The sequence below is a fragment of the Loigolactobacillus bifermentans DSM 20003 genome (assembly GCF_001434575.1).
GTDB lineage: Bacteria > Bacillota > Bacilli > Lactobacillales > Lactobacillaceae > Loigolactobacillus > Loigolactobacillus bifermentans.
In genome coordinates, this window is record NZ_AZDA01000140.1 from 67,116 (window position 1) to 87,149 (window position 20,034).

At 46.9% G+C, this 20,034-nt stretch carries 22 protein-coding genes; 6 read left to right on the top strand and 16 right to left on the bottom strand.

What is annotated here, in order from left to right; translation table 11 throughout:
• Positions 1-20 precede the first annotated feature (20 nt).
• The 6 genes from galE to FC07_RS14630 form a co-directional block, all read right to left on the bottom strand.
• Positions 21-1,013, bottom strand: a complete 993-nt coding sequence (gene galE / locus FC07_RS14600; protein WP_057905810.1) for a UDP-glucose 4-epimerase GalE — start codon at positions 1,011-1,013, stop codon at positions 21-23.
• An 83-nt stretch (positions 1,014-1,096) separates the two neighbouring features.
• Entirely contained in the window at positions 1,097-1,495 is a 399-nt protein-coding gene (locus FC07_RS14605) for a hypothetical protein (protein WP_057905811.1), read from the bottom strand.
• A gap of 158 nt (positions 1,496-1,653) precedes the next feature.
• Positions 1,654-2,142, bottom strand: a complete 489-nt coding sequence (locus FC07_RS14610; RefSeq protein WP_155797780.1) for an Lreu_0056 family protein — start codon at positions 2,140-2,142, stop codon at positions 1,654-1,656.
• Positions 2,143-2,428: 286 nt separating this feature from the next.
• Complete coding sequence (locus FC07_RS14620) at positions 2,429-3,592, bottom strand: DUF6681 family protein (protein ID WP_155797781.1); 1,164 nt, start codon at positions 3,590-3,592, stop codon at positions 2,429-2,431.
• Positions 3,593-3,613: 21 nt separating this feature from the next.
• Entirely contained in the window at positions 3,614-4,174 is a 561-nt protein-coding gene (locus FC07_RS14625; protein WP_057905815.1) for a hypothetical protein, read from the bottom strand.
• A gap of 126 nt (positions 4,175-4,300) precedes the next feature.
• The gene (locus FC07_RS14630) at positions 4,301-4,744 is read right to left on the bottom strand and encodes a Fur family transcriptional regulator (RefSeq protein WP_057905816.1); all 444 of its coding nucleotides are present in this window, start codon (positions 4,742-4,744) and stop codon (positions 4,301-4,303) included.
• A 320-nt stretch (positions 4,745-5,064) separates the two neighbouring features.
• Here FC07_RS14630 and FC07_RS14635 point away from each other — a divergent pair, with 320 nt between their 5' ends.
• Together FC07_RS14635 and FC07_RS14640 are read left to right on the top strand one after the other, a co-directional pair.
• Positions 5,065-5,256 (top strand): hypothetical protein, encoded by a 192-nt coding sequence (locus FC07_RS14635; protein ID WP_057905817.1) that lies wholly within the window; start codon positions 5,065-5,067, stop codon positions 5,254-5,256.
• A gap of 178 nt (positions 5,257-5,434) precedes the next feature.
• Positions 5,435-5,743 carry a hypothetical protein gene (locus FC07_RS14640; RefSeq protein WP_057905818.1) on the top strand — a complete coding sequence of 103 codons (309 nt, stop codon included), beginning with the start codon at positions 5,435-5,437 and terminating at the stop codon, positions 5,741-5,743.
• A gap of 57 nt (positions 5,744-5,800) precedes the next feature.
• Here the strand turns inward: FC07_RS14640 and FC07_RS14645 are convergent, their stop codons facing one another.
• From FC07_RS14645 to gdhA, 3 genes are all read right to left on the bottom strand, one after another.
• Positions 5,801-6,343, bottom strand: a complete 543-nt coding sequence (locus tag FC07_RS14645; RefSeq protein ID WP_057905819.1) for a nucleoside/nucleotide kinase family protein — start codon at positions 6,341-6,343, stop codon at positions 5,801-5,803.
• Between the two features lie 90 nt (positions 6,344-6,433).
• The gene (locus FC07_RS14650; RefSeq protein ID WP_057905820.1) at positions 6,434-7,267 is read right to left on the bottom strand and encodes a PfkB family carbohydrate kinase; all 834 of its coding nucleotides are present in this window, start codon (positions 7,265-7,267) and stop codon (positions 6,434-6,436) included.
• On the bottom strand, positions 7,267-8,613 hold the full coding sequence (gene gdhA / locus FC07_RS14655) for an NADP-specific glutamate dehydrogenase (protein ID WP_057905821.1): 1,347 nt from the start codon (positions 8,611-8,613) through the stop codon (positions 7,267-7,269). Before gdhA ends, FC07_RS14650 begins: the two co-directional genes overlap by 1 nt.
• A 330-nt stretch (positions 8,614-8,943) precedes the next feature.
• Between gdhA and FC07_RS14660 the strand changes: the two genes are divergently transcribed.
• From FC07_RS14660 to FC07_RS15950, 3 genes are all read left to right on the top strand, one after another.
• The gene (locus tag FC07_RS14660; RefSeq protein ID WP_057905822.1) at positions 8,944-9,975 is read left to right on the top strand and encodes a zinc-binding alcohol dehydrogenase family protein; all 1,032 of its coding nucleotides are present in this window, start codon (positions 8,944-8,946) and stop codon (positions 9,973-9,975) included.
• Between the two features lie 182 nt (positions 9,976-10,157).
• The gene (locus FC07_RS14665; RefSeq protein ID WP_057905823.1) at positions 10,158-10,727 is read left to right on the top strand and encodes a hypothetical protein; all 570 of its coding nucleotides are present in this window, start codon (positions 10,158-10,160) and stop codon (positions 10,725-10,727) included.
• Positions 10,728-10,747: 20 nt separating this feature from the next.
• Positions 10,748-10,921, top strand: a complete 174-nt coding sequence (locus FC07_RS15950) for a hypothetical protein (protein ID WP_155797782.1) — start codon at positions 10,748-10,750, stop codon at positions 10,919-10,921.
• An 85-nt stretch (positions 10,922-11,006) separates the two neighbouring features.
• Here FC07_RS15950 and FC07_RS14670 read toward each other — a convergent pair whose 3' ends face one another.
• From FC07_RS14670 to FC07_RS14695, 6 genes are all read right to left on the bottom strand, one after another.
• The gene (locus FC07_RS14670) at positions 11,007-12,449 is read right to left on the bottom strand and encodes a vinyl phenol reductase (RefSeq protein WP_057905824.1); all 1,443 of its coding nucleotides are present in this window, start codon (positions 12,447-12,449) and stop codon (positions 11,007-11,009) included.
• Positions 12,450-12,461: 12 nt separating this feature from the next.
• Entirely contained in the window at positions 12,462-13,196 is a 735-nt protein-coding gene (locus FC07_RS14675) for an SDR family NAD(P)-dependent oxidoreductase (protein ID WP_057905825.1), read from the bottom strand.
• Between the two features lie 23 nt (positions 13,197-13,219).
• Positions 13,220-13,765 (bottom strand): NADPH-dependent FMN reductase, encoded by a 546-nt coding sequence (locus FC07_RS14680; protein ID WP_057905826.1) that lies wholly within the window; start codon positions 13,763-13,765, stop codon positions 13,220-13,222.
• A 7-nt stretch (positions 13,766-13,772) separates the two neighbouring features.
• The gene (locus FC07_RS14685; protein WP_057905827.1) at positions 13,773-15,272 is read right to left on the bottom strand and encodes an FAD-dependent oxidoreductase; all 1,500 of its coding nucleotides are present in this window, start codon (positions 15,270-15,272) and stop codon (positions 13,773-13,775) included.
• A gap of 24 nt (positions 15,273-15,296) precedes the next feature.
• Positions 15,297-15,755, bottom strand: a complete 459-nt coding sequence (locus tag FC07_RS14690; RefSeq protein WP_057905828.1) for a hypothetical protein — start codon at positions 15,753-15,755, stop codon at positions 15,297-15,299.
• Positions 15,756-15,967: 212 nt separating this feature from the next.
• Positions 15,968-16,927 (bottom strand): NAD(P)H-dependent oxidoreductase, encoded by a 960-nt coding sequence (locus FC07_RS14695; protein WP_057905829.1) that lies wholly within the window; start codon positions 16,925-16,927, stop codon positions 15,968-15,970.
• A 344-nt stretch (positions 16,928-17,271) separates the two neighbouring features.
• On the opposite strand from FC07_RS14695, the gene FC07_RS14700 reads away from it, so the two are divergent.
• Entirely contained in the window at positions 17,272-18,165 is an 894-nt protein-coding gene (locus FC07_RS14700) for a LysR family transcriptional regulator (RefSeq protein WP_057905830.1), read from the top strand.
• Between the two features lie 57 nt (positions 18,166-18,222).
• Here the strand turns inward: FC07_RS14700 and FC07_RS14705 are convergent.
• A partial coding sequence (locus FC07_RS14705) for an MBG domain-containing protein (protein ID WP_202813454.1) occupies positions 18,223-20,034 on the bottom strand: 1,812 nt, incomplete at its 5' end.

The window sequence follows — 20,034 nt, forward strand, 5'->3', positions numbered from 1 at the left end:
ACGAGGCCGCCTTTAAAAAATTAACGATCTTGATAACCTTCGGGATGGCTTTGTTTCCAAGCCCAAGCGGTGCGAATAATGTCATGCACGTCATCGTATTGGGGTTGCCACCCTAAGATCTCACGGGCTTTTGAGCTGTCAGCGACTAAGGAATCTGGATCGCCACCGCGCCGGGGTGCGTTTTCAGCTGGAATGGGTTGCCCGGTGACTTCCCGTGCAGCTGCCAACATTTGTTGATTGGAGAAGCCTGTGGAAGAACCTAAGTTAAAGGCTTGGCTATCATGCCCTGCTAATAAATAATCTAAAGCCAAAATGTGCGCATCGGCTAAGTCCAACACGTGCACATAATCACGGACATTCGTGCCATCTGGCGTGTTGTAGTCATTGCCAAAAATTTGTAACTTATCACGCTGGCCAGCAGCGACTTGTAAAATAATCGGGATCAAATGGGTTTCAGGATGATGATCTTCGCCAATACTGCCGTCGGCTTTGGCACCGGCTGCGTTAAAGTAGCGCAAAGCCACAAACTTAATGCCGTAAGCCTCGTCACACCAACGAATCATATGCTCCATCATCAGCTTGCTTTCACCATAGGGGTTGATAGGGGCTTTATGATCGTCTTCTTGAATCGGACTTTTTTCAGGAATGCCATAAGTGGCCGCCGTTGAGGAGAAGACCATGTATTTCACATCATGGGCTTGCATGGCCTCCAGCAACGTCACCATGCCAACCACGTTGTTGTCGAAATACTTCAAAGGGTTCGTCATCGACTCGCCGACTAAGGAAAAGGCGTCCATGTGGATCACCCCTTCAATGGTTTCCTGTTCAAATAAATCGTCTAAAAATTTGCGGTCACGGGTATCCCCTTGGTAAAAGCGCGCCTTAGGATGAATTGCCTTGCGGTGGCCTGTGGATAAGTTATCCGCAACCACCACGTCCCGCCCTTTTTCAATCAAACGATCGACCATATGGGATCCGATGTAACCGGCGCCACCTGCTACTAAAATTGCCATTCGAGAAAACAGCTCCTATCTATTTTTTTACCATCATAGCACAAAAACGCCACGGCTGGCAGTTGCAGTCGCGACGCTTTTCACTAGCCGATCCGCAATTCTTTAACAAATTGCGTGTCGACCACAATTTCATCGGCTTCCTGATGCGTTGGCACCCGGCGTAACAGGTGTCGCTGCTTCAAATAGCCGCTAAAACGTTTAAAATCTGGAATATTTAAGATTTGTTTATTTTGTGGCTGCGCAAAATCGACTTCTACTAACTGAAAATCAGCCGGCAAAATTTCCATCACCTGACAGATTGCCTTAATGGCCACTTCACCAGTGAGTAACAGCCTACTACAAACAAAGTCACGTGTTAATTCTTCATGTCCCACATAAACCACTTGCCGCTTACCCGTTGGCGGCACCCAGCTTGCCGTATAATGAATAATGATCTTATCACGGTTCACCTTATTTTCAAAATTGATCTGGTATTGTTTCACAACGCCACCTACGCTTTCTAAGCTACCGCAGCTCCCCCAAAAAACTTTTTGTCAACATTTAAGCAATCAATTGACTGCTTCAAGTCTAGCATGAATTAGGCCAATTTTGCCAGGATTTCGCGCTTATAGTTCAGAAAAGTTGTGGTTCAGGCCGCAACCTACTCCGTTTCCGGTTGTAATTCGCTGACGTACGTCTTCAGCTGGGCCTGATCAGCGGCAGTACTGTCGTATTTTGCCACCAAGTCTGCAATGGTCATGGTGTTGGTTTCCAGCTTACCATGGGCCACGTCGGTGGTGATCACCAGGCCTTTGTAAGTGACAGTATCACCGTTGATTTTATAATAAACATCCCCGCTGCCGTCACCGTGGGTATGAACGACCTGGTAGCCGTTGATTTCGCTTGAAAAGTTTGAACTATAGCTTGGACTGTAGTATAGCATACCGTTAGACGCATAGTCTTGCAGCACGTCCGACGAATAATCGATTGATGCCTTTTGCATCCACAGCATTAACCCCACAGCCTTATCATCCACTGCCGCCGTGGTACGACTGGATGCGGCAGCCTGGCTGGAACTGCTAGCGACCACACTGGCACGACTGCTGGTAGCCGACTGCGTACTGCTACTGACTTGAGATGAACTGGCCACTTTTTAGCGGAAACACTGCTCTTCTTCTGAGTCACTTGGGTTGACGTGGCCTTGTCAGCACTTTTCGTTGAACTAGCGCTTTGTTGCCCACAACTGGTTAATAACAGTAACGTTGCCCCTAACATCACGCTGGAAAACACCTTTTTCTGTTTCAAAATACTGCCCCCAAATAATTTAATTAAAATCGCATTTTGTAATTTAAGATTGCAATATTTTTTCGTTTTTGTAAACGCATTCACAAATTGATCTAACAAAAAAGCCCAAGCCTTTCAGCTTGAGCTGCTGCTTAACGGTCACGATGGGTCCGGCGGGTGGCCGTGGTTTCCGTTGTGACACGTCGTGTTGCAGAATGCGTGGTTGGAGTTGCCGCTGAACGTGGTGCGGCCGAGCGGGTTGGTGCTGAGTCGACGGTGCGTGGTGTGGCAACTGTTTCACGGGTTGGCGTGGCAGCACGTGGTGGCGCTGTTTCAGGTGCCACATAGGTGTTGCGGGTTGATGTCGCCGCAGTGTAACGCGGTGCCTGAGTAGACGTTTCCGGCTGCACCGGTGCCGTTGGCTGCGTCATTTCCCGTTGCGGCATGGCCTGTGTGGTGGTGCCATGGCTCATGGTGGCAGTTGGGGTTGCTTCTCGGTCCTCATGGGCCAGTTGAACAGTTAACCCAAATGGCTCTTGCCCCGTTACAATACCGGAGCGCCCGGCAACTTTATACGGGCCCCCGGTTAAGTATGCGCTGGCCAACACCAAATGGAATTGTTGGCGCGCCTGACCAACTGGCATCAAGCCAACGGATTCAATCGTCCCAACTTTGCGGCTGTTAATGGCATTTTGACCAATATAAACCGCTAACTGGCCGCGTTCTTCGCGTAATTCATAAAATGGTACTTGGGTGGCAGCACCAATGGCGTAAAACGGTTCGGAACGGTGTTGGGCCTGTTGATAAATTTCTCGGTCGCCTAAACCACCGTAGTTTAAGCTTAAGTAGCCACTTTTGACCAGTTCATCAACTGTTTGGTCTAACGCTCGGGTATCCGCTTTTAAAGTCGCTGGTAACAATTTCTTAGCGTTAAACAAACCAGCCGCTGGCATCACTTTGGCAGTGGTCCCAGCAGCGGTAGCCTTACCTGTACCAGAACTGATCATCGGATCATCGCTGGACGTGGCCGCCTTGCCCCCTAATAATTTTTCAATTTTAGGAGAAATATCGAACTTGGCTTTTTTAGTGGTAAAGTAATAAATCACATTTAAAACGGTAAAGTAGGTCATTCCTAAGAAGGCCAGCAGAAATAAGAATCCGCGCCCCCATGCGTGTAAACGCAATAATTTAATGGCCAAGTAGGCAATGTAGCCGTCTCCTAAAATACCAATCGCCGTATAAATTCTATTTTTCAGTTTGACGTTCATGTTGAAGAACCCTAAATAGTGGTTCAACATGTCTAATAAACTCAGCACGCAATCTCACCTCGCTTTTGCTTAATTTGTCGTTGTTGTCGTGGTATTGCCTGTACCGCCAGTGGTGGTCCCACCGGTTGTGGTGTTGCCAGTGGTCCCGCCGGTGGTCCCAGTGGTGGTATCACCAGTTGTGGTGTTATCGGTGGTATTCCCCGTCGTGGTGTTGGTATCTTTAGACGAGTCCGTGGTATCACTGTCAGTGGTACTCTTACCGCTATCTGTGGTGCCATCTGACGTATTGCCAGTGGTGCCCTGGGTATTATCCGTATTGTCTGTATTATCCGTGGTTTGACCTTGATCCGTTGTGGTATCTTGGTTCGCCGACGTATCTTGCGTTTGTGATTGATCATCGCTGCTTTCTGACGCACGATCGTGTGAACCGTGGCTGTCATCACTGGCACTGCTGCTCGCGTGACTTGGCGCACTAACAGCGCTACTAGAAGTCACCGAGCTGGTTTGGCTGGTGGACTGGGTCGACTTCACCGGGGACACTTTGTCCGCAACCACGTTGGTGGCGGCTAAGCCTAGAAAAATCGAAACAATTGCAAAAGGTGTAATAAATGGTGGCGTCCGATAAGCCATTTTGAAAAACCTCCCTTACTCTAATTCTAACCTATTTAACCATATCTAGGCCGGAATTAGTATCGTTGAATGGTAAAGAATTCGTTAAGTCACAACAGCAATCAGCCTAACAAAAGCACCTTAAAATTAACTAAAATCCGCGGCCTGTTCCCGGCAAGCGGCACATAACCCGTACAACTCAAAATTGTGACTATCGATTTCACAATCCGGTAACTGTTGGGAGAAAAAGTCCAGTGGGCACATTTGTAATTCCAACACTTTGCCACAGCGCCGACAGATAAAATGATGATGATGGGGATGCTCAAAGTCACACTGGTACTTCACCGTGGCATGGTCGCCTTCTTCCCGTTGTTCCACAATGCCCAAGTCCGCAAAATCTTTGATATTGCGATAAATGGTGTTGTGGCTCATCCCTGGAAAATGGGCCCGCATATGGGCATCTACCGCGGTAACGTCAATATAAGAATGTTGAAACTGGCTGAGATAGTGCAACATTTCTTGACGCTGCTTGGTGATCTTCAACCCATGTGCCCGTAACAAAGCCACTGCATCGTTACTATTTACTGCCATTTTAAACAACCTCACTTTTTATTTAAACCGTAATCATTATTATTTAGCTAATTCAATTTATTCTAGCATGCCGGTTTTAAAAAGCAAGCGAATTGGCACTGGTCAATCCTTGACAAATTTTGCTCAGGTTATCACTTGCAGCTTTAAAATCAATTTGGTACCCTATAAAAGTAGTCAGCTATCATGTGATAAATTGATAAAGCATATTGCTTGACCTTTATCGTCAAAGAGACTAAGATATTGTGATATGTTGATTTGTGCCGGTTTACCCGCTAGCAACTAGAATCAACACACTTTTAAACCCAAAGGAGGAATGACAAATGCAATTCGGAAACTTTTCAAACAGCTGGTATCGGATCTCACTGGATACCGACGCCCAAATTTTCTACGCAACTAGCAAGGAACATCCTGAACAAGTTGCAAGTGGTATTACCATTGATGAAGCTGTACACAACCTCAGTACCGCAAACTTTAGTAATCGAGGACAACAATTAAAACATGAAACTGCCTAGTTTAATGCCTTTATTGATATAAAAGCCGTCAACCAATTTGCCCTGGTTGACGGTCTTTTTTTGCTTTACAAGCCTTTGAAAGCGCGTATAATAGGCTTTACATCAGCACCACCAATTGATTTCTAATGTGATTGAGCGTTATTTTTGCGCCCAAAAAATCAATTGGAGGTCTTTTTTTATGCCATTTAATCAAAACTTACACGCCCAAGGCTGGCGCCAACTGACGCAACATCATGAACTACAAGCTATCAAAACCTTCACCCGGCTGAGTCAACAAGGCCAGCCCACCGATTTAGTCCAAGTGGGCCTGAGCTTTTGCCAAGGCCGTGGCGTCCACCAGGATCACCGCATTGCCCGGCTGTGTTTTCAGCTGGTGCGCCTGGATCATCCAGTGCTAGGTGAAACTTGTTTGACTTATTTAAAGCAATACCGGAACAAACAGCAAAAGCAGCCGGCACAATCGACTTGGCACCCACGTTACCGGTAGTCAAAAGCACCACCTCTGTTTTATGTAGAGGTGGTGCTTTTTTAACAGTTGCTTCTATTAAAAGAGGGCATCGATTTGGTGTTTAGCTTCTGCCCAGTCGTCATTCACGATCACATGGGCCACATCTAGTAACGCCTGTGGGAGCTTTAGATCGCGCCGGTATTCGGTGCTGGCCAGACGTTGTTTGATCATCTGTTGCTGATCGCCGCGGCCTTGAAGCCGAGCTTGTAAGTGGCTGGCATCACTAATGGTTAAATACAAAATCGTAATTTTTGTACCGAAGGTTTGCCAGTACGTTAAGGCGCCTTTGGTATCCAGCACAATGCTGACTTGGTCTGACGTTTCCCAAGCCCGTTCTACGCCTTCGCGAGAGGAGCCATATTGATAATCAGCGTACGTCACAGATTCAATGAGATGCAGTTTTTTAAAGCTGGCTGGTGTTTCAAAATAATAGTCCTGACCGGCCACTTCGTTTGGTCGCATGGGCCGCGTGGTATGCGTCACCACACGTGGCATCCCATACTGTTCTGTTAAATAACGACTCACCGTGGTCTTTCCTGTTCCGGTGGCCCCGGTAATCACAAACAACTGCTGTCCCATGCTGCACATTCGCCCCTTTGTTTTGCTTTAAGTCAATCTTACGGAAGTTCGGTGTGAAAAACAAGTCAAAAAGTAGGTTCCGCTAAGAACCTACTTCAATGTTGCCATTAAATTCACCAGTGCACCTTGCGCATGTAAGCCAAACCGCGGATCCCCGTGATCAGCCCGGGTTTGCGCAATGGCCTGGGCCATAAACGTCATCCCCAGCTGAACACTCGTGACCAGGTCTCGTTGCCGTAACAAAGCCGCCCCTAGCACGCTGGCAAACCAATCACCGGTGCCAAAATAATGCCCAGGTTGCCGCGGTTGTTGCACCGTCGCGGTTTGACCTGCTTGATAGGTACTCACGCCCACCTGATTGCCTAGCGGAATCCCAGTTAGCACCACGGTGGTCACGTGGAACTGTTGACTGAGTGTGTGTGCCAATTGTTCCGCCTGCACCGGGGTCCAATCCGTTAACCGCGGCGTTTGGCCCAGGAGCAGTTGGGCCTCGGTGAGATTTGGCGTGATCACCGTGGCTTGGGGCAACAAGGTCCCTAATGCTTGGGCATAGTGTTGGTCAAACCCACTGTAAAATTGGCCGTTATCCGCCATCACCGGATCAATCAACCGCAAAGGCGTGGCCTTAAAATTTGGTAACCACTGTTGCCAGACTTGCAACGCATTAGGGCCTAAGTAACCTAAACACAGCCCTTGAAAAGTCAAATCCAATTGTTGCCAATGCTGCAAGATCTGCGGCATTTCAGGGGTTAAGTCGTGAAAAGTGTTGGCGCCTAAGCCACCTGTATGCGTCGACAATAATGCTGTGGGCAGCGGACAGGCTTCAAATCCCAGTGCGGCAAATAACGGCAACGCCACCCCTAAGGAAACTTGGCCCACGCAAGAAAGGTCCTGACTCAGCAGGACCCTTAATGGTTGTTTCATTAAATAATGCCTTGGGCCATCATGGCGTCGGCAACTTTGTTAAAGCCAGCAATATTTGCACCAGCTAAGTAATCTTTGCCTAAATCATATTCATCAGCAGCTGCTTTTGATTCAGCGAAGATGTTTTGCATGATCTTCTTCAAGCGGTTGTCCACTTCTTCAAACGTCCAGCCGAGACGTTCACTGTTTTGGCTCATTTCTAAGGCAGAAACGGCAACGCCACCGGCATTGGCTGCTTTTGCTGGGCCTAAGAGAATGTTGTGCTTCTTATAGGAAGCAACAGCTTCTGGTGTACTTGGCATGTTAGCGCCTGAGGCAACGACCTTAGCCCCGTTTTTAGCCAAGCGTTCCGCACGTTCGCCTGTAATTTCATTTTGGGTGGCACATGGCAAGGCAATGTCATAGTCCACATCGAAGTCCCAAACAGAACCTTCATGATATTCAGCGGTTTCAACGCGTTTGGCGTAGTCGCTAATGCGGCCCCGTTCAACTTCTTTGATTTGTTGGACGACTTTATAGTCGATGCCATTTGGATCATAAACAAAACCATTAGAATCAGAAGCCGTTAACACAGTGGCCCCCAGTTCGGTTGCCTTTTGAATGGCGTAAATCGCCACGTTACCGGCACCGGAAACCTTGATCTTTTTGCCGTTTAAGTCATCGTTATCAGCGGCCAATAAAGCTTCTGTGTAGTATAATAAACCAAAACCAGTGGCTTCAGTCCGGGCTAAGCTCCCACCAAAGGAAAGGCCTTTCCCAGTTAAAACACCAGCTTGATAGCCTTTAAGCCGACGATATTGGCCATAAAGGAAGCCGATCTCACGGCCGCCCACCCCAATATCACCAGCAGGAACATCTAAATCTGGACCGATGTGACGTTGTAATTCTGTCATAAAGCTTTGGCAGAAGCGCATGACTTCGGCGTCAGACTTGCCCTTCGGGTTAAAGTCGCTACCGCCTTTGCCACCGCCAATTGGTAGGCCCGTTAAGCTATTTTTGAAGACTTGTTCAAAGCCTAAGAACTTCACGATCGACAAGTTAACGGTTGGGTGGAAACGCAAACCACCTTTGTAAGGGCCGATCGCGCCGTTAAATTGAACCCGGAAGCCGCGGTTGACTTGAACGTCACCATTATCGTTTACCCATGGGACACGGAATTGGATCCCACGTTCTGGTTCGGTGATGCGGCCTAATAAGTTGGTCTTAATGTATTCAGGGTGCTTTTCTAAAACAGGCACGATGGTTTTAAAGAAGTTATCAATGGCTTCTAAAAATTCTGTTTGATTGGGGTCGCGCTTTGCAATATCGGCACGAACCTGTTCAAGATAATCAGTTGCTGCAGACATATTTTAATCATCCTTTCCAAAATAAAAAAGTGACGTTTCGGTGTTGCCTTCACAATTATAGCACAAGATTAGAACTTTCACAGAAAAGTCATCAAAAAATTATAATTTTTTGTGAGTATCCCACTTCTAAAAAGTTTTTAGGCCACATAACATTAAATTATTCTCATCTTATCAAGAAAAAATTTCAGTCAATCGCCGTGCTTGTGAATTTTAAGATAACATTAAGCTAACCTGATTTTGTCTTAAGTTCTGCCAAAAAGCAAGCTTTTTTAGCGGACTTAGACTAAAATAAAAGCGATTGCTTACTTTTTACAAGGAGCGTGATTTTTTATGCTAGGAATCGGAATTACCCAAGGCGCAGCTACTGCGTCACAACAAACCTTTCAAACACGAGAATTACCTGAGCCTGTCGCCACGGATCACGATGTGGTGGTTCGCATCCAAGCCACTTCTGTGAATCCTGTGGATACCAAAGTGCGCCAAGCCACGCAGCAGCGGGCGTTAAAAATTTTAGGCTACGATGCCGTGGGGACCATTACCCAAGTGGGCGCTGCTGTCACAGACTTTCAAGTAGGGCAGCGGGTCTTTTACGCCGGCAGTAACCAACGGCCAGGTGCCAACGCTGAACAACAATTGGTGGACGCTCGGTTGATCGGCCATGCCCCAGAAACGCTAACGGACGCCGAAGCTGCCGCCTTACCGTTAACCATGCTCACGGCCTATGAACTGTTATTTGAAAAATTTCATCAGCCCTTTGCGGCCAACGCCAATCAAGGCAAAACGGTGTTGATCATTAACGGCGCTGGTGGTGTGGGCTCGGCAGCGATCCAACTGGCCAAATGGGCTGGCTTCACCGTGATCACTACGGCCAGCCGGCCTGAGACCATTGCTTGGGTGCAACAACTTGGTGCCGACCAAGTGCTGGACCACCATCAAGATTTATTGGCGCAACTAGGCCCCGACGCCGTCAACAGCCTTGATGACGTGATGATCTTACACAAGACTGAACCTTATTTTGAAACAGCGGCTAAATTAGTCAAACCCTTAGGCCACGTGGGGTCAATTGTGGAAAGTCGCGACCCCTTACCCCTGGGCTTGTTAAAAGACAAAGCCGCTAGTTTCGATTGGGAGTTTATGTTTGCCAAGGCCAAGTATCAAGTCGACTTGGCCAGTCAAGGCGCCTTTTTAAACCAGTTGGCGCAGCTAGTGGACAGCGGTGCCATTCGCAGTACGTTGACGAAAACCCTAACTGAGATCAGCCCCACCACTTTACGGGAAGCCCATATGTTGGTAGAAGCTGGCCATATGCTGGGAAAAGTCGTGTTAACAGCACCATTTAAAGGCTCTGAAACCACTGAATAATTGTAATCACGCACGTGCCTAATGATGGCGCGTGTTTTTTTGCGCGATTTTGGGTTTGGTTACGGAGATACGCGGAAATTAGGATTATTTTTGAAAATATTTATTTTTAAATTAGCCGTATAAAGGCCGACCCACATGTTATCCTGTCTCTATTACAAACATTACTCAAAGGATTTGGATCAATGCAGATTAAAGACTATACCTATTATCATGGCACCAGTCGTACGAATGCCGCACTGATTATGAGAAATGGGTTTTATCAGCCACCATTAGTTTCGAAGACAGATATTATTGAACGTAACATTAAAACTGGTATTGGCTCCTTAGGAATTGGTGTTTACGCATTCTGCGCTATTAAAGAACATGCATTACTATTTGCTCATAGAAAGATTAAGTTAGAACCCGCCATTATTTCATTCAAAATTCTAAATGATGACTATATTCTAAATTTTACAATTCCACAAACACTCCGTATCTATAACGAATTTTTATTAAGTGCTTACCGCACTATTCAAGAACTCAAACCAAAATACAGTAATAAGGGTTATAGTAAAAGTTTAGACGGTGCTATTATTGAAACTTTTATGCAATTTTTAATGCAGGAAAATTATGTCACCCATATCCAAGGCGTTTACAAAACAAGTATCAATAATTTTGGAAACTATCTCAATTACTCTTGGATTCCAAACTCTATTGAACTATGTCTAAAGGACATAAGTCTCATTAACCATGCTACAATACAATTAGCATAATTCACAAAGAGGTGATTCCATTGAAATTTAATAAACCGATTGACACTATTGTTGAAGAAATTAAGCAGCGGGATCTTAACGATTATCTAGCTAAAAATCTTGCCCGTTTTGGCTTCTATGTCGCGCCATATGATCAAGATTCCGATTCAAAAATGCCAAACCATCCCGATCACCCTCATACCCCTAAAAAATAATGGCCACGCAAAAAGCCGACCAGCAGGCCGACTTTTTCCGGTTATATGACAGGTTTAAAGGTTGTTTCAAATGATGCAAGTACGACTAGTTTGTGGTGGCAATGTTTAAAATAGCGTTACGACCGGAGAAAATGGCATAGCCAGCGGTGCTCCCTGGCAAAGTCACCGCATACGTGTCGCCGACTAACATGCCGGCAGCGTCGTTGCCAACGGCGTACAAGCCCGGTAATGGATAGCCGTAGCTGTTTAAAACTTGGTTGTCGTTGTCCACACGAATGCCACCTAAGGCACAGGCCATGCCCACACCTAATTCAACGGCATAAAAAGGACCGGTAGTGACTGGGGTTAAGTAGGCTGCTTTTTTACCAAAATCGGTATCTGCGCCAGCGGCAACTAAACGGTTGTATTGGTCAATGGTGCCTTGCAAAGCCGGTAAATTCAGTTGCTTAGCAAGGTCAGCCAGGGTGTCCGCTTTGGTTAAATAGCGACTCCCTGCTTGCAAGTCATGGTCCAATTCCTGTTTTAATGCCGCAAACGTATCTGGTGAAATGGGCGAATTGCCCACTTCTTTATACAAACCCACTTCCGTTAAATGATCCACTGCGGCTTGATCCAAAATGGAGAAGACTCGGGACTGGGTTAAAATGGCACTGCCAGCGTGGCACATGTTGTCATTCACGTCTTCATTGACAAACCGTTCGCCACGTTCGTTGACCCACAAAATGGCTTCCTGCGTGGCAGCAGCGGCTAATTGCGATGCCATGTGCACGTATGGTGGGTTCACTTTATCATAAATCGCGCCGCCACCATATTGAATGGCGCCCATTTGGTAATGTTCAGCCCCCGTAGCCCAGGCCATTTTCAAACCGTCACCGGTGGCTTTGCCATTACTGACGGCCAACAATCGGTTGGATAATGGGGTGCGTTTATTCACCAGTTCAGGGTTGTCCACATACCCCCCTGTGGCCAGCAACACGTTTTTGGTTTGTAGTTCTCGTTGTTGACCAGTGGATTGGTTGCTGATCACCAAACCCGTAATGGCACCATCTGCGGTTAATAACTTTTCAGCCCGGGTGCTGGTGATGATTTCAGCACCGGCAGCCACCGCCAAGTCGTACAATTTGGTCACAGCCGCATGGCCGCCGCCTTCAAACGTATGAATCGTTGGCCAGCTATCGCCTTGGGGGCCGACTTTGGCAAACTTAACGCCTAAGTCCCGGAGCCAGTCGATCATGGCCCCACTTTTATCAATCAATTGCTTTAAATGCGGCGCATTGGCTTCGTAATGCGAATAGTTGAGTTCGTCTTGGAGCAGTTCTTGCTTGCTAATTTTGATCTGTTGTTCTTTTTGCAGGTAACTGTCCACGCCCATGGCACCTTCAACGTAGTTCCCGTTGCCCCCTAAGGAACGGCCTTTTTCAAGTACCAGCACGTCCAGCTTTTGTTCCCGAGCGCTAACGGCGGCCGCTAAGCCAGATAAACCAGCGCCGACGATGATCACGTCATATTGTTTTTTCTGAGGAAACATCCCAATCACCTCTTATTTCAAGCCGACGGAAACACCGCCATCGCTTAAGATCGTTTGACCAGTCATGAAGGTCGCTTCTGTGGCCACGAACACGTAAACTTTAGCCACTTCAGCAGCCGTTTCAGCCCGCTTCATTGGCACGGTTGGCAAGATTTTTTCTAAAAAGCCACCTTCGTTTAATGGGGTCTTGGTTAAACCAGGGGCGACACAGTTGACGCGGATGTTTTGATCAGCGTAGTCAATGGCCGCAGCTTGGGTCATGCCCATGATGCCGTTTTTAGCAGCGTTATAAGCGCCCATGCCCCCTGGGTTGTAGATACTGCCTAACGCACCTGCGTTGACAATCGAACCTGAACCTTGTTTTAAGAACAATTTCAGTTCAGCCCGCATACACTTAAAAGTGCCACGAAGGTCTAAGTTAACCGTTTTATCAAAATCGTCATCGGTTAATTCTGCGAACGGCTTGAGTACCCCGCCGCCAGCGTTGTTAACCACATAATCTAGTTGACCAAATTCGGCTAAAGTTTGATCTAAACCAGCTTGAATGCTGTCGTTGTCCATGACATTCATGACCACGCCTAGCGTTTTGCCAGCGTACTTTTGGCCTAGTTCAGCGGCAACGTCTGTGATTTTAGGATTGTAATCGGCTAAGACCACGTTAGCCCCTTGTTTGGCAAATTCTTCACTAATAGCGTAACCAATCCCTTGGGCAGCACCTGTGACGAATGCGACTTTATTATTTAACATCTGCAATTCCTCTTCTTTCTATCTTAATTTGCTTGGGCCAGTTCTAAGAATTGATTGAAACATTCATCTAAGAAATCAATGGTATTTTGATCCGTTAACTGACCTTGTTCATCAAATTTTTGTTTGCCTAAACCTAACAAGAATTCATTGCCAGCCATGACTTTAGCCGCTAACCCAGGCGAGTTTAAAATTTGCCGTAAGTTGTCTTGGGCCCGAGATGTGCCTTGGACGCCTAGGGAAGTCCCCACTAACATCACTGGTTTTTGATACATTAAGTCTTTTTCACAAGACAGCCATTCCATCACACTTTTTAAAGCAGCGGTAATCGCATGGTCGTATTCTGGTGTGGAAATGATCACCCCGTCCGCGGCGTTGACTTGGTCATACAAGTTTTGCACGCTGGCTGGCCGGTCTTCGCTAAAATACGCTTCATTAAATAATGGAATATCTTTAATTTCTAACAGTGAGATTTCTTTGTTGGCACTACCGTAACGTTTTTGCATGTAGGCCAAAAGTAAGCGATTGTAGGATTTAGGGGCATTGGTGCCCACGATTTCAAGTATTTTCATAATACGATCACACCCGTTCTGTTTGTTTTAAAGTTGCTAAATATTTAGTGGTTTCATCGGCAGCAATGCGGCCGGAGATCCAGGCAAAGCCATTGGCAATCCCTTCAAAGTTCGAATAAGCGTCGGAGTACAAGCCGTTGGCGTTGTTGCCTACCACGTAAACCCCTTTGATCGGGGTCCGGTTTGGCCGCAATGCTTCTAAGTTGGCGTTAACGTTCACTCCATTTAACGTGCCTAAAATCGCACAACGTTCTTTCACGGCGTAAAATGGGCCAGCACTGACTTTGAATTTGAGAAACTTGGCTTGCTTGGCAAATTGGGGATCAGCTTGTTGATCAATGGCTGCATTGTAAGTGGCTAAAGTGGTTGCCAACTGTTCCGTTGGGACATCAAGTTGGGCGGCTAATTCTGAAATTGTATCCGCTTTGGCACCATCACCAGCCGCAATCACAGCTGCCACGTCTTGTTGCAAGGTGGCATACGGCCCCGCGGTTAACACAGGTTCATGTTCCGGTTCGGTAAACTGCCGTGAAAAGGCATCTTCCCAGTTCACTTGCTGCGTCTGGAAATGATCCAACGTGGCTTGGTCGAACAACATGTAGTAATAGCCACCTTCGGCATGGGCCACATTACCCCATTGTGCAAAATCATAAACCACTTCTTCATTGGTAAAACGTTCACCGATTTTGTTGACCCATAACAAGGGTAAATTGGTTAAGGCTTCAACTTTATTGTCCCGTTTCATCGGGTTCACTTGGAAGCTTGGGGCACAACCATGAGCAAAAATTACTGGGTTGTGTTGTACGTCACCGCCAATGGCTGCCACCATGGCAATGCCATCGCCAGTGGCTTTGCGTTCACCTAAATTCATGAGTTCGCCAGCGTCCGCAAAGGCTTTTTGCATCATGGCTGGATTTCCTGGGTAACCGCCATCCCCAATCACCACACTTTGACAATGAATGCGCAGTTTGCTGTCGGCTTGTTCGGCAATCACGGCTTTTAGGCCATCGGCACCGTAGTCTAAGGCCACCCCAGCGGTTTCGGTTAAAATTTGATTGCCGCTGTCCTTGATGATCTGGGCCATGTGGTCCCAAGCTGTAAACCGTTCATCGAAGGAATTAAATTCATGGTAAATAGGTTGGTCGTACAAGTGAGCGGGTTGGGCATTGGGCGTTAAGCTGGTGGCCAGGCCAAACTTGGCCATCCAATCAATGGTGGCGGCAGACTTTTTCAGCACCCGGCTCATTAACGGTCCATTCACTAAGTAATGGCTTTGTTGGGTCATTTCTTGCAAGGCTGCTGGGAAATGATAGTCCACCCCGTGCTTCTTTTGGTCGGCACTATCAATACCGTAAACACCATGGGCGCCAAACTTGCCGGCACCACCTAACTTATCCCCCTTTTCCAGGAGAACAAACGAAACGTTATTTTCAACCAATTGCATAGCGGCGCTGATACCAGATGACCCGGAACCAATCACCACCACCTGTGTTGTGATTTCTTTCATGATAATTCCCTCGATTTTTTAGGTTTAGTGGACCTGGGCTTGATGAGATGCGCCAAACGCTAAGCGTTCTGCGCATAAGTTGGTGAGCAACGACAACACGTAGGCAATGCCATAAAGGGGTAAGAACGTGCCAATAAAGGCAAATAGAAAATCAGGAAACGCGCGTACGTTGTAGAAGTTCAAGACCAGGCCAATGACAAAGACGTAAATAAAATTCAGTACAATGTTGGCGACTAAGCGTCCCAGCACCCCTTTGGGATTTTTAATGTGTAACCGTAAAGGGATGTCCACGGCCATTTTTTGGATCGGAAAAATCAGACTGACTAAGCATGCAAACACGAAAGCTAATAACACATTTGTTAACCAGTTCACCGGATTCGTCTTAATATGTGCGATGAATGGGGCGGCTGTAGAAATAACCACGGCAAGTGGAATATTGTTGACCAAATTGATAATGAGAATCTGTTTTCTGCTTGGTTTCATAGTTGATTTACCTCCTAAAGGCTCTAATGTCTATTTTGCTATCGCAAAATCTTATTTCGGAGGATGTCCATTCCTACGGGCGCAACCACCCTCGTAGGAAACATGGCGCCTCCTAAAGGCTTTAATGTCTATTTTGCTATCGCAAAATCCCATTTCGGAGGATGACCAGTCTTGTGGTGGAAGATTCCTGCCCCAAGACAGTTGATCTTCCTCTATCCAATTGTGACCGTTTTTGTTCTGTCAGGTTTGCTGGCTTTGATAAAGTGCCGGTAAGCTTTCTTGCGCTCTTTATAAGCAGGTAACTTCATGGTTTTCAGGAATTCGCCTTCGATTTTGTCTTTAATATCATTGCCGTGAATGAATTTACCGGACAAGGTATCGTGGGCTTTTTCTAACTGGTCATCTGGGAACGTGAAAACAGGTTTACCGCTGGTTGTGTCGATGGTGCCAACCATGCCGCATTGCGAACAAGTGGCAGCGCCTGTTTTAGGATCTAAGTAGAATAAATTACTATGGCAGTGTGGGCAAACACCAGGTTCACCTTGGTATTGGGCGTGCTCAATGTCGGCAGCGGCTTCAGCGATATGAGTGCCAACTTCGCGGACTTCGGCTAAACGCTGGTCGTCCATGATAATGCCCTTAGCCCAAGGAAACCACTTGTTATCAATGATCTGCCACATGGTGGTTAAGGCATGCATGGCGTGTTCAACTTGCACCCGAGTACCCCATTCGGAACCGCCAACGCCCATGTAAGAAATGACTTTATCTTTTAAGATCCGTTGGTCGGTCTTTTTACCCCCTGTTTCAGCGGCAATCTTATCGTTAATAATATTATTGCCACGATCTAACCGGGGACCAAAACGATCCATTAAGGTGTGGAACATGCCGGAAGCCCCTTCTTCAAAAATGGGATCACTGATGACGATCCCGTCAGCGTCTAACATTTTATCCAGCAACCAGTTAAAATCATCTTTTAAAATACAAGTATTGCCTTTGCCTGATGTTAACGCACGTGAACAAGTGACACAGCCGGTACAGTGTAAAATATTCAGTGTGGACATTTGAATAAATTCAACCTCAGCGCCAGCTTCTTGGGCGCCTTCCAACGCTTCGATACACAGTGAATCGTTGGTGCCATTTTTCGTCCCAAAAGAAATTCCGAGTACTTTCATCTTTCACAGCTCCTAACCTGATTAAATCGGTTTCATTTTTAAAGTAATATGTGAAATGAACCTGTTTCGTTAAACAAACTGCTGACCGGTGGCAGTGCAAACATGGGCTTTTATTTCAATCTGATTTTTATCTTTTAAAAAATAAGTTAAATCATTTGAAATTTTTCTCAAGTGTATACAGTTCCTAAAAAGCTGTTATACTAAGCCTAACAAGGGCTTCGCTTTTTGAATTAGCCTTTGCTTGCTCACAAGTTCATTATATGATAAGTTGTGAAATAGAAAATATCCGATCAGGTTAAGCCCAACATAACCTGACAGTTAATACATGTGAAAAGGTGAATTTAATGCGTAACTTAGCCATGAACCCGCTTCAAATTGAATACTTTTTATCCGTGGCGCGCACCAAAAGTGTGGCGCAAAGTGCCCGCGAATTATTTGTTTCCGCCCCTGCTATTAGTAAACAGTTGGCTGCGCTAGAACGTGATTTAGATGTCACCTTATTGACCCGCTCACACAGCGGGATGACCTTAACCCCAGCCGGCCAGGAATATTATGATTTTTTCGCCAAAACGTTCACAGAACTGAACGCAATTAAGCAACGTTATGTCGCAAAGCAAACCGCTACGTTAAATTTTTCACTAGGCATTTTCAAGGATTGGCCCCTTTATGATCGTTTGCATAAGCTTGAGCAACGTTTAAAACAAATCTTTCCGCGACTGACGCTAACCATTCAGCCACTGTCAGTTTCAGAACTGGTAGCAGGCTTGACCCAGCAGCGTTTGGACATGATATTGTGCATGCCAAATCGCCTGTTAGCGCCACAACAGGCCACCCTGACCGAAACCAAGCTTTGCACGATTCAAAAAATGCTAGTGTACGCCAACTATTTATTGGGTTCGGCTCACAAAAATGTGACGGTAGCCGATTTTGCCCAACAAACCTGGTTCAGCATTGCCAACCCGTCACAACAAGCGGCATTGGCTGACGACGCCCTGATTTGTGAGCATTACGGCCTTGACCCCAAAATTGTTTCCACCGCTAATTTAGACGCCACCTTGGCCATGGTCGCCATGGGCAAAGGCGTGACGATTTTGGATAAATGGTCTGTGTACCGCTATTTTCCAGAACTAAGTGGTATTCCATTGGCGTTTAACCGCGAGGTGTGTCTATTTGCCCCGCAAGCAACTGACGATTCGTTGCAGCATACCATTGCGCTGATTTTGAAGGATATTTTTTAAAACAAAGGACAGCAAAAAAGCGCTCGGAAATTTTTCCGAGCGCTTTTTGTACCGTCTCTAACCGACTTTGCGTTTGCCAAACCGACCGATAAATCCGGTTAGGCTGATCAGCAGTAAGCCTAGTAACATCAAGTTCGAGTTCGTTTCTGAACTTGTTTGTGGCAAGGTCGTTGCCGTTTGCTGCATTGGTTGGGTGTTCGTTTTGGTTGCCACCGTTGGCGTGATCGTGGTGTCAACAGCTGTACCACTTTGAACTGTATCATTTGCTGAACGGTTATGGTTGGTTGTTGCAACCGTTGGTGTCGTTGTCACACCTGACGTAATGGTACCATCATTGTTGTCACTTGATTGGCCACCGTTGCCTGTGCTGCTTGGTGTGGTCGTCCCGCTGTTGTCGCTTGGTTGACCGCCGTTATCTGTACCGCCTGGCGTGGTGGTGCCACCATTGTTGTCGCTTGGTTGACCGCCATTATCTGTACCACCTGGTGTGGTAGTGTCACCATTGTTGTCACCTGGTTGGCCACCGTTATCCGTACCGCCTGGCGTGGTCGTCCCGCCGTTATTGTCTGTATCTGGCGCGACAATTTCGATTTGGCCAACAGCGACACCGTTTAATGCAGTATTGGTGCCTAATAAGGCTTGAATCCGAGCTTGGCCGGCAGCGCTTAGTTGATATTGATACTGGCCTAAGGCAGTGCTGTCATGAGCCACAGTAATGTCGCTGGCCTGCAAGGCGATTTGTTGCCCGTTTGCCAAAGTTACGCTTAAGTCAGTGGCGCTGGCAGCTGTGTGGACCCCATCATAGGTGACTTGACCAGTGCCTAACGTATAGCCAATGGCCTGCGGGGTAATGGTCAAATTGCCGGCAGTTGTGGTGATGCTGTAATTCGTGTTGGCCGTTGGATCAGCGGTGACGTCAATGGTGTAGGTACCGACATTCGTTTCACCACTGACATCCGTTAAGGTATAAACCGGCGCCGTGCCTTTTTCAGGTTGACCGCTGACTGTGGCAGTTAAGGCAACTGTAGCACCTTTGCCGTCATAAACTTTTGTGACCGTTGGCGCTGTGATCGTGATAGTCGCTGGTGTAATGGTTAATTGACCAGCTTGCACGTCATCCGCTGTGATTGTGTAATTTGGATTAGCCGCTTGTAACTTTGCTAAACCGCTAGCACTCAAAGTAACATCATAACTGCCGGCGTTTTCAGAAGCATCGCTGCGGGCAAAATCGTCGCTGGTCCAGTCCGTTGGGGCCGTTAAACCATTTAAGGTTACAGCGTAAGTCGTTGGATCCGTGGCACTGTCCCCATCGTAAACTTTAGTCTGATTGCCAACTTTAATACTATCGGTGGCCACGCTAGCTGGCGTAATGGTCAAGCTGCCTGACTTGGTGACAATGTTATAATTCTGGTTCGCCGTTGGATCAGCGATAACGTCAATGGTATAGGTGCCGACATTGGTGTCATCACTGACATCCGTTAAGGTATAAACTGGCGCGATACCTTTTTCAGGCTGGCCGCTGACTGTGGCGGTTAAAGCACTCGCAACACCTTTGCCGTCATAAGCTTTAGTAATTGTTGGCGCCGTGATGGTTAATTCAGCTGGCGTAATCGTCAGTTGACCGGCTTGCACGTCATCCGCTGTAATCGTGTAATTCAGATTAACTGCTTGTAACTTCGCTAAGCCGCTAGTGCTCAAAGTCACATCATAACTGCCTGCATTTTCAGAAGCATCGCTGCGGGCAAAATCGTCGCTGGTCCAGTCCGTTGGGGCCATTAAACCATTTAAGGTTACAGCGTAAGTCGTTGGATCAGTGGCACTGTCCCCATCGTAAACTTTAGTCTGATTGCCAACTTTAATACTATCGGT

Excerpts from the sequence above, each read along its gene's own strand:
- galE (WP_057905810.1), bottom strand. The coding sequence starts at position 1,013 with ATGGCAATTTTAGTAGCAGGTGGCGCCGGTTACATCGGATCCCATATG.
- FC07_RS14625 (WP_057905815.1), bottom strand. The coding sequence starts at position 4,174 with ATGGCTTATCGGACGCCACCATTTATTACACCTTTTGCAATTGTTTCG.
- FC07_RS14630 (WP_057905816.1), bottom strand. The coding sequence starts at position 4,744 with ATGGCAGTAAATAGTAACGATGCAGTGGCTTTGTTACGGGCACATGGG.
- FC07_RS14635 (WP_057905817.1), top strand. The coding sequence starts at position 5,065 with ATGCAATTCGGAAACTTTTCAAACAGCTGGTATCGGATCTCACTGGAT.
- FC07_RS14640 (WP_057905818.1), top strand. The coding sequence starts at position 5,435 with ATGCCATTTAATCAAAACTTACACGCCCAAGGCTGGCGCCAACTGACG.
- FC07_RS14645 (WP_057905819.1), bottom strand. The coding sequence starts at position 6,343 with ATGGGACAGCAGTTGTTTGTGATTACCGGGGCCACCGGAACAGGAAAG.
- FC07_RS14650 (WP_057905820.1), bottom strand. The coding sequence starts at position 7,267 with ATGAAACAACCATTAAGGGTCCTGCTGAGTCAGGACCTTTCTTGCGTG.
- gdhA (WP_057905821.1), bottom strand. The coding sequence starts at position 8,613 with ATGTCTGCAGCAACTGATTATCTTGAACAGGTTCGTGCCGATATTGCA.
- FC07_RS14660 (WP_057905822.1), top strand. The coding sequence starts at position 8,944 with ATGCTAGGAATCGGAATTACCCAAGGCGCAGCTACTGCGTCACAACAA.
- FC07_RS14665 (WP_057905823.1), top strand. The coding sequence starts at position 10,158 with ATGCAGATTAAAGACTATACCTATTATCATGGCACCAGTCGTACGAAT.
- FC07_RS14670 (WP_057905824.1), bottom strand. The coding sequence starts at position 12,449 with ATGTTTCCTCAGAAAAAACAATATGACGTGATCATCGTCGGCGCTGGT.
- FC07_RS14675 (WP_057905825.1), bottom strand. The coding sequence starts at position 13,196 with ATGTTAAATAATAAAGTCGCATTCGTCACAGGTGCTGCCCAAGGGATT.
- FC07_RS14680 (WP_057905826.1), bottom strand. The coding sequence starts at position 13,765 with ATGAAAATACTTGAAATCGTGGGCACCAATGCCCCTAAATCCTACAAT.
- FC07_RS14685 (WP_057905827.1), bottom strand. The coding sequence starts at position 15,272 with ATGAAAGAAATCACAACACAGGTGGTGGTGATTGGTTCCGGGTCATCT.
- FC07_RS14690 (WP_057905828.1), bottom strand. The coding sequence starts at position 15,755 with ATGAAACCAAGCAGAAAACAGATTCTCATTATCAATTTGGTCAACAAT.
- FC07_RS14695 (WP_057905829.1), bottom strand. The coding sequence starts at position 16,927 with ATGAAAGTACTCGGAATTTCTTTTGGGACGAAAAATGGCACCAACGAT.
- FC07_RS14700 (WP_057905830.1), top strand. The coding sequence starts at position 17,272 with ATGCGTAACTTAGCCATGAACCCGCTTCAAATTGAATACTTTTTATCC.